The sequence below is a fragment of the Lysobacter enzymogenes genome (genome assembly GCF_023617245.1).
In the GTDB taxonomy this organism is placed as follows: Bacteria; Pseudomonadota; Gammaproteobacteria; order Xanthomonadales; family Xanthomonadaceae; genus Lysobacter; species Lysobacter yananisis.
Genome location: NZ_CP067396.1, coordinates 5517954 through 5531100 on the forward strand (window position 1 = coordinate 5517954; position 13147 = coordinate 5531100).

The 13147-nt window shown below is 66.8% G+C and carries 12 protein-coding genes; 10 read left to right on the forward strand and 2 right to left on the reverse strand.

The window, feature by feature from the left end; translation table 11 throughout:
• Window positions 1-73: 73 nt before the first annotated feature.
• Window positions 74-2326: a di-heme oxidoredictase family protein gene (locus JHW41_RS22870; RefSeq protein ID WP_250447673.1), complete on the reverse strand. Its 2253-nt coding sequence runs from the start codon at window positions 2324-2326 to the stop codon at window positions 74-76.
• 672 nt (window positions 2327-2998) lie between these two features.
• Window positions 2999-3838: an outer membrane protein gene (locus JHW41_RS22875; protein WP_284499513.1), complete on the reverse strand. Its 840-nt coding sequence runs from the start codon at window positions 3836-3838 to the stop codon at window positions 2999-3001.
• 173 nt (window positions 3839-4011) lie between these two features.
• Here JHW41_RS22875 and JHW41_RS22880 point away from each other — a divergent pair, with 173 nt between their 5' ends.
• The 10 genes from JHW41_RS22880 to JHW41_RS22925 all read left to right on the forward strand — a co-directional run bounded on the left by JHW41_RS22880 (window position 4012) and on the right by JHW41_RS22925 (window position 13146).
• Window positions 4012-4785 (forward strand): hypothetical protein, encoded by a 774-nt coding sequence (locus JHW41_RS22880; RefSeq protein ID WP_250447675.1) that lies wholly within the window; start codon window positions 4012-4014, stop codon window positions 4783-4785.
• Between the two features lie 125 nt (window positions 4786-4910).
• Window positions 4911-5486 carry a sigma-70 family RNA polymerase sigma factor gene (locus JHW41_RS22885; RefSeq protein WP_250447677.1) on the forward strand — a complete coding sequence of 192 codons (576 nt, stop codon included), beginning with the start codon at window positions 4911-4913 and terminating at the stop codon, window positions 5484-5486.
• The gene (locus JHW41_RS22890; RefSeq protein ID WP_250447680.1) at window positions 5483-6223 is read left to right on the forward strand and encodes an anti-sigma factor; all 741 of its coding nucleotides are present in this window, start codon (window positions 5483-5485) and stop codon (window positions 6221-6223) included. The genes JHW41_RS22885 and JHW41_RS22890 overlap by 4 nt, the downstream gene beginning before the upstream one ends.
• 155 nt (window positions 6224-6378) lie before the next feature.
• The gene (locus JHW41_RS22895; protein ID WP_250447683.1) at window positions 6379-7332 is read left to right on the forward strand and encodes an acyl-CoA desaturase; all 954 of its coding nucleotides are present in this window, start codon (window positions 6379-6381) and stop codon (window positions 7330-7332) included.
• A gap of 2 nt (window positions 7333-7334) precedes the next feature.
• Window positions 7335-8642, forward strand: coding sequence for an NAD(P)/FAD-dependent oxidoreductase (locus JHW41_RS22900; RefSeq protein WP_250447686.1), 1308 nt, complete (start codon window positions 7335-7337; stop codon window positions 8640-8642).
• Entirely contained in the window at window positions 8639-9427 is a 789-nt protein-coding gene (locus JHW41_RS22905) for a DUF1365 domain-containing protein (RefSeq protein WP_250447688.1), read from the forward strand. The genes JHW41_RS22900 and JHW41_RS22905 overlap by 4 nt, the downstream gene beginning before the upstream one ends.
• Window positions 9424-10713, forward strand: a complete 1290-nt coding sequence (locus tag JHW41_RS22910; RefSeq protein WP_250447692.1) for an SAM-dependent methyltransferase — start codon at window positions 9424-9426, stop codon at window positions 10711-10713. Before JHW41_RS22905 ends, JHW41_RS22910 begins: the two co-directional genes overlap by 4 nt.
• Entirely contained in the window at window positions 10710-11255 is a 546-nt protein-coding gene (locus JHW41_RS22915) for a DUF2878 domain-containing protein (protein WP_250447694.1), read from the forward strand. Before JHW41_RS22910 ends, JHW41_RS22915 begins: the two co-directional genes overlap by 4 nt.
• Window positions 11252-12058, forward strand: a complete 807-nt coding sequence (locus JHW41_RS22920; RefSeq protein WP_250447696.1) for a DUF1295 domain-containing protein — start codon at window positions 11252-11254, stop codon at window positions 12056-12058. Before JHW41_RS22915 ends, JHW41_RS22920 begins: the two co-directional genes overlap by 4 nt.
• A gap of 8 nt (window positions 12059-12066) precedes the next feature.
• Window positions 12067-13146 carry an SAM-dependent methyltransferase gene (locus tag JHW41_RS22925; protein ID WP_428995592.1) on the forward strand — a complete coding sequence of 360 codons (1080 nt, stop codon included), beginning with the start codon at window positions 12067-12069 and terminating at the stop codon, window positions 13144-13146.
• Window position 13147 lies beyond the last annotated feature (1 nt).

Here is a 13147-nt window from a genome sequence, read left to right on the forward strand (position 1 = left end):
TCCTCGGGGCGTCGGCTGTCGTCGTTGGGGCTGAGCTCCACCCGCCGCACGTCTGCCGCTATGATCTCTGCGTTCACAGAGACTCGAGGAACACCACAACGTCGGCGCGTTCGTCGCGGCTCAGGGCTTCGAACCGGCGGCGGCTGTTCTCGCCTTCGCCGCCGTGCCAACCGATTGCCTCGACCAGGCTGCGCGCCCGCCCGTCGTGCAGATAGCGTACGTTCTGCGCACCGCCTTGCACGAAGCGCAGCGAACCCAGCCCCCAAAGCGGCGGCGTACGCCACTGTTCCGCGCGGGCGCGGCCTTCGGCCAGGGTGTCGGCCAGCCCCGGCCCCATGTCGTGCAGCAGCAGATCGGTGTAGGGATGGATGGTCTGGTCGCGCAGTTCCGCGAACGGGTGGGTGCGTCCGGTCTTCAGCGTCGGCGCGTGGCAGGCCGCACAGCCGACGCGCTCGAACAGCGCCGCGCCGCTGGCAATGCGCGCCGGTTCGATCTGGTGTTCGAGCGGCACGCGCATGCCCGCCGGATAGTCACTACGCACGCTGCGCTGCGCCGGTACGCCGATCAGCGCCAAGTACTCGGCGATTCGCTGCAGTTCAGTCTCGGCGACTGATACCGGCGCGGTCGGAATGCGGCAGTCGGCGGCGCCGCGCTGGCAACTGCGCGAGGGGAATACCGGCGAAGTCACGCCGATGTCCTTCACCAGGGCGTCGCCGACCTGATGGCGCAGGCTGGCCTTGGCCGCCTTCCACCCGAACCGGCCAAGCAAGGTGCGGCCAGTTTCCGGATCATCGACCCAGTTGGGAACGCCCTTGACTCCGTCGCCGTTCGCGTCGTCCGGATCAGCCAAGGCCAGTACCGTCGTCTCGGCCACTGCTTCGAGCAGCCCCAGGCCAATGACCTGGGGCGCTTGACGTGCCGAGTAGCGCGCCGGCACGGGCCCCTTGAATGAGTACACCGGTTTGCGCAGCTCGATCGTCTCGCCGTCGTGCAGGGTGCGCGTGGCGACCTCGTAGGAGCCCACGCTGACGCCGTAGTCGGGCGCTGCCGCATCCTGCGCGTTCTGCTGGACGTTGAATCCGTAAGTCGGATCCGGCAGCGCGATTGCGTCCGGATCGCCGGCTGCGGCGAGGATCGACAAGGTATCGAGGCGAACGCCAACCGACGGCGCCGCGCCACGGCCGTTGGCCGTGTGGCAGGCGATGCAGCTGCTCTGGTTGTAGCGCGGACCGCGCTGACCGATGTGCGCAGCGAACACCGGATTGACCGTCGGATGCTCGGAATGCCGGCCATCCTGGAACGAGGTGTGGAAAAGCCGCCGCCCTTCGACGAAGCGTTTGGCGTTGCCGATGCCGATGTTGTTGGCCATCTGCTGGAACATCCGCATCGGCTCGTCGGAATAGTTGTAGGAGACGCTGGTCAGTCCGCCGAGCAGGGTTTCATCGGGCAGCGGATGCGAGTCGAGGTTTGGCGCGATGCCGTACCAAGGCCGCAACCCGACGCCGACGATGTACAACTGCTCGAACGAGTAGTAGCGGTCGCCGCCACCGTCGACGGTCGGACGTTTCAGACGTGGCGCGGGCGCCAGTTCGATCTTGTCGCCGATTTTCAGCGGGCTGTGCGGGCTGGTGCGCCAGTTGGACTGGAACACCATCATGCAGTCCTCGCGCGGCTGCCCGGCGTGGCAGACCGGCAGGTTTCCTTCCTTGGGGTTATTGAAACCGTAATTCAGCGACCAACCGTAGTCGCGCACATTCGGATTGTTGATGTTGCGGAACAGGCTGAAGGTAGTGCCGTCGAAGGTGCCGTCGTTGACACGCAGATAGACCTCGATGCGCTGGCGGCCGGCGGGCACGCCGTCGCGGATTTCCAGACCGAAGGTGCGGTTCTGGAAATAGAAGGTCGGAAACGTGAAGTAGCGTCCGGGTCCGTTGTCGGGCGCGAACCAGTCCTCGCCGCGTTCGCGCGCATGCCGTTCGGTCGGCCGCATCCCCATCAGCGTCACGAGAGTGCCGTCGGCCTCGGTATAGCTCAATTGCTCGACTATCGGCGTACCTTGTGGAAACAGCTCCGAGTACGCCGGCAGCGCACCACGGGCGGGATTGTGCGCCGACAAGGGGACGTGCGCCGAAGCCAGCGTCGCGCCGGCTCGGTCCGCGGATTCCGTCGATGCCGGGTCATTGCCGCCGCAGGCCGACAGCAGTACACCTAGCGCTGCAGCCGCGAGAGCGCGTAGCGGCCGCACCTTGCTACGGGACGATGCGCATCGATGGCCCTCGGATTGAGTTTCACGCGACGGCAGACGAACGTCGGGGGGCGGACGCATGGGCGGACTCCTTGGCGACGGCTGAGGAAGGACGCTGCCGCGCTCGGTATGGCTTTGGAGCACGGGCGAATCGAGCCTAGCAGCCGCTGCGGCGACACCCACGTACCGGTGTCGGACACACGTCGCAGTTCTTCGGTATTCGCCGTACTGCAGCGTGCGTGATTGAAGAAATGCAATCGCGTCAGGGTTGCTTTTCGAAACGTCGTCACTGCGGTTCCGTGCCTTCGCTATCGGTTGCGGAACATCGGGCTACGGCATGAGCGATGCAGGACGTGCGCTGCGTCCGATATCGCGCAGCAGTATTCTGCGAACGTCGCATCCGGGGAGGGCGAACGCCCCGGCAGGGTTGGACCGAGTGCGTGACATGGGGTTTGCCCCGCCTGGATGCCTCGGTGCGCGCATGCCGCTGCCCTACTCTGTCCGGCCCGCGCGCCAGTCGTCTGCGCCCATGACAACATCACTGACCTCTGCAGTGATCTGCATGGAAATGACCGACAACCGCGAGCTGGTGTTGCCGTTACTGGCGGCAGTGCCGCTCGCGAGCGCGTGCTCGGCGTTGACTCCCCATGCGCAGAGCTCTAAGGCCCTGGCCAACCTGTTCGCCGGGACCGGCGCCGTGCAAGCGGCGCCGGTCGCGCACGAGCGCGTGTGTGCGCGCGGCGTAAGGTTGATTCAGAATCGGAACGTCGCCGTCAGCCGTACGCTGCTCACTTCGAAGTCCTCGTCCGCACGGCGCATCTCGGTTCCGTTCGCATTGACCAGCAGGAACGGGTTGTTGGCAGGCGCAGCGCCACGACTCACCCGCACGCGGTAATCGTCGTCGCCGACGCGGGTATACAGGTATTCCAGGCCGACCGAGAAGTTGTCGAGTACCTTACGCTCCACGCCCACGCCCGCCTGCCAGCCGTCGGCGCGGTCGTCGCCGCTGGGCGTAAACGCGTTGGCGGCGTTGCTGGTGGCGAAGCTGTGGTCGATCTTGGCGCGCACCGCGCCGGCGGTCGCGTAGAACAGGTAGTCGCCGCGCTCACCGGCGGTCCAGCCCACGCGTCCGCGCAACGCCAGGGTGTTGTCTAGATCGCGGGTCATGGTGTAGAACGCCGGCGTGGTGCTGAAGCCGCTGACGCTATCGCGGGCATCGTTCTGGGTGTATTCGACCACGACGCCAAGGACCCAGCGACCGCTCTGCCAGTCGTATCCGCCGCGTATACCGTACTCAGCGCCGCCCTTGTCGTCGCGGCAACCTGCGCCGGGCGTACGGCCGCCGGCGGCACCGTCGCAGAAACCCGGCGAGAACGCATCGGCCCCGGCGGCCGTGCGCACCGTGTCGCCGTAGCGTCCGTCGAGGCCCGTATCAAAGTCGAGCCGGCTGGCGCCGCGACTGTCGGGTTCGGAGCCGCCGAGATTGCCGCCCAGGTAGAAACCGGACCAGTCGCCCATTTCCTGGGCGTAAACGACGGCGGGAGACAGTAACGCGCTGGCGCTGGCAATCAGCAGAAGACGACGCAGGTCCATGACGAACTCCTTGAATAGGTGGGAGGCCGGGTCAGCCAACCGACCTACGCGGCGCCTGCTCACGCGGATGCAGGCGTACGCAGCGCCCCTGTTCAGCAAATTCAGCGCACTGGTTGCATCCGCGCACGCTTCAACCCCGTAAGTCCGTGCGTCGTCACACTACAGACGCTCTTATGACCAATCGCCCGATCTTCGCTGTCTTCGCCGGCTTAGCGCTGATCTGCCTCGTGCCCTGCGTGGCGCGGGCCGCGACGGATTACTACGAGGGCGAGGCGTTCTCCCCGGACGACGGGCGCCTGCTCTATCACGAACGGCATTGGGCGCAGCGTCAAGCAGGATCCATGCGACGCATCACCTTGTTCGCCTGTCCCGACGGACGACCGTTCGCACGGCGTATCCTGCGCGAGGGCGCCGGCGCCGCTGCGCCCGATTTCGATTTCGAAGACGCGCGCGATGGCTACCGCGAAGGCTTGCGCAGCGAAGGCGGCAAGCGCGTGGCGTACACCCAGGCGCCCGGCGCGCGCGAACGCAGCGCCGTGGTCCAGGTGCCCCAAGGCGGCGTCGCCGACGCGGGATTCGATGCGCGCATGCGCGAGCTGTGGCCGCAGCTCGCCGCTGGGCGCGCGGCGAACGTCGCCTTCCTGATTCCGAGCCGCCTCGCGTTCTACGACTTTCACGTCGAGCCCGAACGGCCGCAACCCAATCCGACGCAACTACGCGTGCGTCTGCGCATGGATGCGTGGTACGCGTTCGTCGCGCCCGACATCCGACTGGTCTACGACACGGCAGACCGCCGTCTGGCCGAATTTTCCGGCCTGAGCACCATCCGCGACGATCGCGGTCGTTACCGCAAGGTGCGAATTTCGTTTCCAGACCGGCCGGCGTCGGCGCCCATGTCCGCCGACGCTGCCGCCACCGCGCCGTTGGGCCGCCGATGCGGCCGTTGACCGCCCCTGCCCAACCGCGCCGACGACGATTCGCCGGCAGACGCCTGCGATTTTGCCGGATCGGTGGCGTTCCCGTAGTGTATGGCGCGCTCGCCGTCGACGCGGCTCTTACAGCAACCGACTCCATGACCGAATCGCCCGCAGATCCATCGTCCGCGCCAGCCAACGAGGCCCAGGCCCAACTGCTGCGGGCCGCGCTGGGCGATCGTTCAGCCTTCGAAGCGCTGTTCCGCAACGTCTCCGGCGCGCTGCTCGCGGTGTGCTTGCGGCTGATTCCGGACCGAGCCGAGGCCGAGGACGTGCTGCAAGAATCCTTCGTCGCGATCTGGCACAAGGCCGATCAGTTCGATCCGCAGCGCGCGACCGCGATGACGTGGATGATCGCAATCGTGCGCAACAAGGCCATCGACCGCCTGCGCGGCAGCGCCCATGCGCTCAAGCGTGCCAGCGTCGAGCTTGTCGACGAACTCGGTGACGACGCGCCCTCGCCCGCCGCGCACGCGGAGGCGGTCAGCGACGCCGAACTGCTGCGCACCTGCCTGGAGGCGCTGGAACCGCGCCGCCGCCAACTCATCCGTACTGCGTTCTTCGACGGCGAGACCTACGAAGAGCTGGCTCAGCGCACCGGTTCGCCGATTGGTAGCGTCAAGAGCTGGATTCGCCGCGGTCTGCTGCAACTTCGAGCGTGCCTGGAACAATGAACATCCGCGATCATCAACCCGATCAGGAGCCGCCCAGCGCCGAAGTGCGCGCGGGCGAGTACGTCCTCGGCGTCCTGGACCAGGACACCCGCGCGCAGACCCGCCAGCGCATGCGCAGCGACCCGGCATTCGGCCGGCTGGTGGCGCAATGGGAGCGCCGCCTGAATCTGTTGGCGCAGGAGCTGCCGCCGGTGCCGGTGTCGCCCACGCTGTGGCGCGGCGTGCGCACCCGGCTCGGCTGGGACCCGGTGAGCCCCTTGTCGTGGTGGGACCGCGTCGGCCTGTGGCGCGGCCTAACCGCCGCGACCGCGATCGCGGCGCTGGCGCTGTTCTGGATAGGGCGCGCGCCGCAAGTGGCGCCGCCGTCGATCCCGCCGATCGCGCAGGAAGAGGAAGCCGCGCGCCCGGTCACGCCGCTCGCGCGCGAAGACGGCCGGCCCGGCTGGCTGGCCTCGATCGACAAGCGCGCCGGCAAGGTGCTGATGGTTCCGATCCCCTCGCCCGCCGATGCGCAAGGGCGGGTCGGCGAACTGTGGATCATCGCCAAGGGCGAGGCGCCGCGCTCGCTCGGCTTCGTCTCCAACGAGAAGGCGCATTCGGTCGCTGTGCCGGCCGCGTTGCTGTCCAAGCTGGTGGTCGGCAGCACTTTCGCGATCACCCTGGAACCGGCGCAAGGCATCCCCCATGCCGCGCCGAGCGGACCGGTGGTGGCCAAGGGCGACATCGGCGCGATTTGATCGCCACGGCGGGGCGGGGCGCTTGCATAAGCGCGTCGCTCGTGCACGCGGCGTGAAGAGTCCGCGCAGAACCGGGCGAAAAAAATTTTCCGCGCGGTGCATCCGCGCTCAAAGCCCATGCGTAGGTCCGGGTAGCACCGTTACCGGACTTCGCGATGCCGCCGCTTCATCCCTCGCCGCACCCCGCTTCGCGCCGCCGCTGGCTGAACACGCTCCGGCGCTGGGTCGATACCTCGGCCGCGCCAACGGACGCCGGGCGCGGCGACGGCGTGGATTGGCTGCGCGCGGCGCCGTTCGCGCTGCTTCACCTGGGCTGCCTCGGCGTGATCTGGACCGGCGTATCGCCAGTCGCGCTGGCAGTGGCCGCGGCGCTGTATGCGCTGCGCATGTTCGCGATCACCGGGTTCTACCACCGTTATTTTTCCCACCGGACCTTTCGCGTCTCGCGCACGGTCCAGTTCGTCTTCGCCGTGATCGGCGCGGCCAGCGTACAGCGCGGGCCGTTGTGGTGGGCTGCCCATCACCGCCATCACCATCGCCACGCCGATACCGCCCAGGATCCGCATTCGCCTGTCGAACGTGGATTTTGGCGCAGCCACATGCTGTGGTTTCTGACGCCGCAAGCGTTCCGGACCGATCTGAGCCGGGTGCCCGATCTGGCCGTGTATCCGGAACTTCGTTGGCTCGACCGCTTCGATACGCTGGTGCCGGTGCTGCTCGCGCTCGGCCTGTTCGCACTGGGCGCCGCATTGCAGGCCGTCGCGCCGCAGCTCGGCACCGGCGCTTGGCAAATGCTGGTGTGGGGATTTTTCATCTCCACCACAGCGCTGTTCCACGCCACCGTGACCATCAACTCGCTCGCGCACCGGTACGGCCGTCGCCGCTTCGACACCCGCGACAGTAGCCGGAACAACCTATGGCTGGCGCTGCTGACCTTCGGCGAAGGCTGGCACAACAACCACCATTTCTTTCCAGGCAGCGCCCGCCAGGGCTTTCGCTGGTGGGAAATCGACCTGACCTACTACGGTCTGCGCGCGCTCGCCGCCGTTGGGCTGGTTCGCGACCTCAAGCCGGTGCCGGCCTGGGTGCTCGAACGAGGGAGGAATTGAACATGCGTATCGCCGTCATCGGGTCAGGTATCGCGGGACTGGCCAGCGCCTGGCTGCTGCATCGCGAGCACGACGTCGTGCTGTTCGAACGCGATGCCCGCCTGGGTGGGCACACTCAAACACACGACGTGCGCATAGGCGCACGTGACTGTCGCGTGGACACCGGCTTCATCGTGTTCAATCCTGAGCACTATCCGCTACTGAGCCAGCTGTTCAAAGAACTCGGTGTGGCTTCGCGGCCGACGTCCATGAGCTTTTCCGTCCAATGCCAGCGCAGCGGCCTGGAGTACAACGCCACGGATCTGGATTCACTGTTCTGCCAGCGACGGAACCTGCTGTCACCTCGCTTCTGGAGCATGGTGCGTGACCTACACCGTTTCTATCGCCACGCGCCCGAACTGTTGCAGGACTACGGCCCCGGCCCCAGCCTAAGCGAGTACCTCCGCCGTGAGCGCTACGGCGCGGCCTTTCGTGACCTGCACCTGATACCGATGACCTGTGCGCTTTGGTCGCTACCGGTAGAGCGTGCGCTGGAGTTTCCGGCGCGCTACTTGGTGCGGTTCATGGCCAATCACCAGATGCTGCAAGTCTCTGGCAGGCCGCAATGGCGAGTAGTCGAAGGAGGTTCCGACCGGTACATCACCGCCATGCGAGCGCGTTGGAATGTACGTGAGAGAACGAACTGTGGCGTTTTGAGTGTTAAACGAGACGCGCAAGTCTCGTGGGTGCGCCATAAAGACGGTATGGAGCCGTTCGAACAGATTGTGATGGCCTGCCACAGCAACCAAGCTTTGGCTCTGCTTGAGGATGCCAGCGCCGAGGAACGCGAGGTGCTCGGCGCCATCGGCTACCAGCCCAACGAAGTCTTGCTTCATACAGACGCGCGCCTGCTGCCGCGCCGGCGCAAGGCCTGGGCGGCATGGAACGCTTACGTACCCGCCGATCCGGCCGCCGGTTGCACGGTCAGCTACTGCATGAACCTGCTGCAGGGCCTGGATACGCCCGAGCCGGTGGTGGTCACGTTGAACCGCAGCGACGACATCGACCCGTCGAAGGTGCTGGCGCGTATGCGATACGAGCATCCGGTGCACGATCCGGCCGCAGTCGCGGCGCAGCAGCTCAAGCCGCGGATCCAGGGCCATCGCCGCACTTGGTTTGCTGGCGCCTACTGGGGCTGGGGTTTCCACGAAGACGGCATGCGCTCGGCGGTCGAGGTGGCGCAAGGCCTGGGCGTCGCCGCGGGTGCGCGCTTCGCGCTGGCGCCGCATCGCGATCCGGGGCCACGCTGCGATGCCCAGGTGGCGGCATGAACGGATCCGACGACACGGCCCTGTATAGCGCCGTCTACGAAGGCAGCGTGCGACATCGCCGCCACCGGCCGGGCCCGCATGCCTTCGCCTATCGCATGGCCCAGCTCTACCTGGACCTGGACGAAGTCGAGCGCGTGTTCGAACGCCGTTGGCTGTGGTCGGCGCGCCGTCCCAGCCTCGCCCGTTTCCGCCGCGAGGACTACCTGGGCCCGGTGCGCATGCCCTTGGCCGAGGCTGTTCGTGAGCGCGTGCAACGCGCCTGCGGGCGACGCCCGCATGGCCCAGTCCGGCTGCTGACCCATCCACGCTACTTCGGCTACGTGTTCAATCCGGTCAGCTTCTACTACTGCTTCGGCGCCGACGGCCATGCGCTGGAGTTTGTCGTGGCCGAGATTACCAACACCCCCTGGGGCGAGCGCCACTCCTATGTGCTGGACGCGGAGCATGCGCACCGACGCGGACGTGCGCTGGGATGGGACTTCGATAAGCGCTTCCATGTGTCGCCCTTCATGCCGATGACCCGGCGCTACGGCTGGCGCTTCACTGAGCCGCGTGAGGACCTCTTCGTGCACATGGACGTCTATGACCGCGACGAGCGTGATTTCGACGCGACCCTGCACCTGCGCCGCCGGGCTTGTGACGGGGCCGGGCTGGCCCGGCTGCTGTGGCGCTACCCGCTGATGACTGCGCAAGTAATGGGCGCCATCCATTGGCAGGCCTTCCGACTCTGGCTCAAGCGCAATCCTGTTTACGACCATCCCGGAAACACCCGAGGTCACGCATGAACCCGAGCTCCGCACCTAATGCGAGACGCAGCGGCACCAGCTACACCGGCCTCGACGCCCTGCTGCGGCGTCGCCTGATTGAGACGCTCGCCGCGTTGCGCTATGGCCACATCCGCCTGCGTGACGAGTTCGGCGAGCTCACCCTCGGTGCCGCGCAGACCGAAGATCCGGAGCGCTTGGAAGCCACAGTAACCGTGCACGATCCGGGCTTTTATCGCGCGCTCGCCGCCAACGGCAGCGTCGGCGCCGGCGAGGCCTTCATCGACGGGTTGTGGGACTGCGACGACTTGGTCGCACTGGTTCGCCTGCTGGTGCGCAACCGCGACCTGCTTGATTCGATGGAAGGCGGTTGGGCTCGCATCGGCGGCTGGGCGCTGCGCGCGTGGCATCGCCTGCGACGCAACACCCGCGCCGGGAGCCGCCGAAACATCGCCGCCCATTACGACCTGGGCAACGAATTCTTCGCCACGTTCCTCTCCACGGACCTGATGTATTCCAGCGCGGTCTATGCGGAGGAAGGCGACACATTGGAGGTGGCCTCGCAGCGCAAGCTCGACCGTATCTGCCGCAAGCTCGGTCTTTGTCCAGGCGACCGGGTGATCGAGATCGGCACCGGCTGGGGTGGCTTCGCCGTCCACGCGGCGGGCCGCTACGGCTGCCACGTCACCACCACCACGGTCTCGCGCGAGCAGCATGCCGCGGCTGCCATGCGGGTGCGCGAAGCCGGCGTGGAAGACCGGGTGACTCTGCTGCTGGAGGATTACCGCGACCTGCGCGGTGAATACGACAAGCTGGTATCAATCGAGATGGTCGAAGCCGTCGGCGCGGATTTCCTGCCTAGCTACTTCGAACGGGTAGGCGCGTTGCTGGCGCCGAACGGGCTGGCGATGCTGCAGGCGATCACCATCGAAGACCATCGCTACCAACGCGCTCTGCGCGAAGTGGATTTCATCAAGCGCTTCGTTTTTCCCGGCAGCTTCATTCCGTCGGTCGCCGCCCTGCTTGATGCCAAGACCCGCGCCTGCGATTTGGCGTTGGTGCAGCTCGACGATTTCGGCCCGTCCTACGCGCTGACCCTGCAGGCCTGGCGGCTGCGTTTCGTGGCCGCACGTGCGCGGATCGAGGGGCTGGGCTACGACCGCCGCTTCCTGCGACTGTGGGAGTTCTATCTGTGCTACTGCGAGGGCGGCTTTCGCGAACGTTCGATCGGCGTGGCCCAGATGCTCTTGGCTAAGCCTGGCCACCGGCGCGCGGTGCGTCTGCCGGAAGTGGAGCTGCTGGCGTGAACGCCTGGGTCGAGTTTTCCGTTTACCAGGCCGTGTGGTTCGTCGCGGTCATCGCCGCCGGCAATGGTTACGCGTGGCCGGGCGCACTGGCTGCCGCGGCGTTCGTGCTGGCGCAGTGGCTGTTGTCGCCGCGGCGTACGGGTCTGGCGATTCTGCTGAGCTTGGCGCTGTTGGCCGGCGCACTCGTCGATGGGGCGCTGGCGCTAACCGGATGGGCACGTTATGCGGCGGCGTGGCCTTCGTCGCATGCTGCACCGATATGGATCTTGGGCTTGTGGTGTGCGTTCGCGACTACCCTGACCGGCAGCTTGCGGCTGTTGCAGACGCACTTGGGCACGGCTGCGGCGCTCGGCGCGATCGGCGCGCCGCTGGCGTATCTGGGTGCGGCGCGCGGCTGGGGTTCGGTCGTGTTCGCCGAACCGGCCTGGCCTGGGCTGGCCTTGCTGGCGTCGGGCTGGGCGCTCGCGCTGCCAATACTTGCATGGTCTGCGCGGCGGCTTACGCAGGCGCCGCGTAACACCGCAAGGGGGGCAATCGCATGAGCTGGACCGCGACCTTGCTAGCGATCTGGGCGACGATGGCTCTAGTCATGACCGCAGGCTGGCAGTGGCAGCGCAGGCGCGACAACGCAGGCATCGTCGATGTGCTGTGGTCGGCCGGCGTCGGTTCGGGTGCAGTCGTCTGCGCCGCGTTTGGCGCAGGCGACATGCGCGTGCGCGTTGCGGTGGCCGTCTGCGGCGGACTGTGGGGATTACGCCTGGCTTGGCACCTGTGGCGCCGCGTGCGCAGCGAGGACGAGGACGGCCGTTACCGTCACTTGCGCGAGTACTGGCATGGGCACCAAGGCAGATTCTTCCTGTTCTTCCATTTCCAGGCGCTGCTGGTACCGCTGTTCTGCCTGCCGTTCGCCGCGGCCGCGGCCAACGCGTCGGCGCGTATGCCGTGGCTGGTAGCCGGCGTGGCCGTGTGGGCACTGGCGTGGGCCGGCGAAGCGCTCGCGGACCGACAGCTCGCGCGCTTCCGCGCGGACCCGGGCAATCGCGGCCGCACCTGCGACAGTGGTTTGTGGCGCTATTCGCGCCATCCCAATTACTTCTTCGAATGGCTGCACTGGTTCGCCTACGCCTTGTTTGCCGTCGGTTCGCCGCTGGCGTGGCTGGCCTGGACCGGGCCGGTGACGATGTACGCATTTGTGCGCTACCTCAGCGGCGTTCCGTTCACCGAGGCCCAAGCCTTGCGCACTCGCGGTGAGGACTACCGCCGCTACCAGCAGCGCACGCCTATGTTCTTCCCCTGGTTCCCCCGCGCACCGCGAGAGCGTCAAGCACAGGAGAAAAATCGATGAATTCGTTAGTGTCCGAGCCGTCTTCCCCGCCCGTCTACGCGCCCGACCGCCAGCCCGCCAGCGGACTGCTCGGCCTGGCTGAACGTGGCTGGTTGCCGGATGCCGCTATCCGTCACGGCATTCGCCGGCTTTGCATGCAGCGGTTACGCGAGGAGTATGCCGACGGCCTGGGCGGCCAGCACGATCTATACCGCGTGCGCATCGAGCTGCTGCGGCAAAGCCCGATCGCGATCCACACGGACGCGGCCAACGGCCAGCACTACGAGTTGCCGCCGGAGTTCTTCGCCCACTGCCTAGGGCCACGCATGAAGTACTCGTGCTGCTACTACCCCACCGGCGAGGAAACTCTGGCCCAGGCCGAAGAGGCGATGCTGGAACTCTACGGGCGGCGCGCTCAGCTCAAGGACGGACAGCACATCCTCGAGCTAGGCTGCGGATGGGGCTCGTTGACCTTATGGATGGCGCAGCGCTATCCGTCGGCGCAGATCGTCGCAGTGTCCAACTCGCAGCCGCAGCGCGAGCACATCGAGCGGCGCTGCCGCGAACTCGGTCTGTCGAACGTTCTGGTGATCACCGCCGACGCCAACCGCCTGAACCTCGATCCGATGCGCTTCGACCGCTGCGTCTCTATTGAGATGTTCGAGCACATGCGCAACTACGAGCATCTGCTGCGACGCGTCTCCGGCTGGCTGCAGCCGGACGGCAAACTGTTCGTGCACATCTTCTGTCATCGCGAACTGATGTACCCGTTCGAAACGAAAGGCGATGACGATTGGATGGGCCGGCACTTCTTCACCGGTGGCCTGATGCCCGCGGCCGATACCCTGCTGTGGTTCCAGAACGACCTGCGCATCGACAAGCGCTGGCTGCTCGACGGCAGCCATTACCAACGTACCGCCAACCACTGGTTGGCCAACCAGGACGCCCACCGCGGCGCCACCGACGACGCACTTGAGGCGGCGTATGGTGACGCTTACCGCCTGTGGCGGCAGCGCTGGCGCATGTTCTGGATGGCGTGCGCCGAGCTGTTTGGTTACGACCGCGGCCAGCAATGGGGCGTCGCTCACTACCTATTCTCTAAGCGTTGAG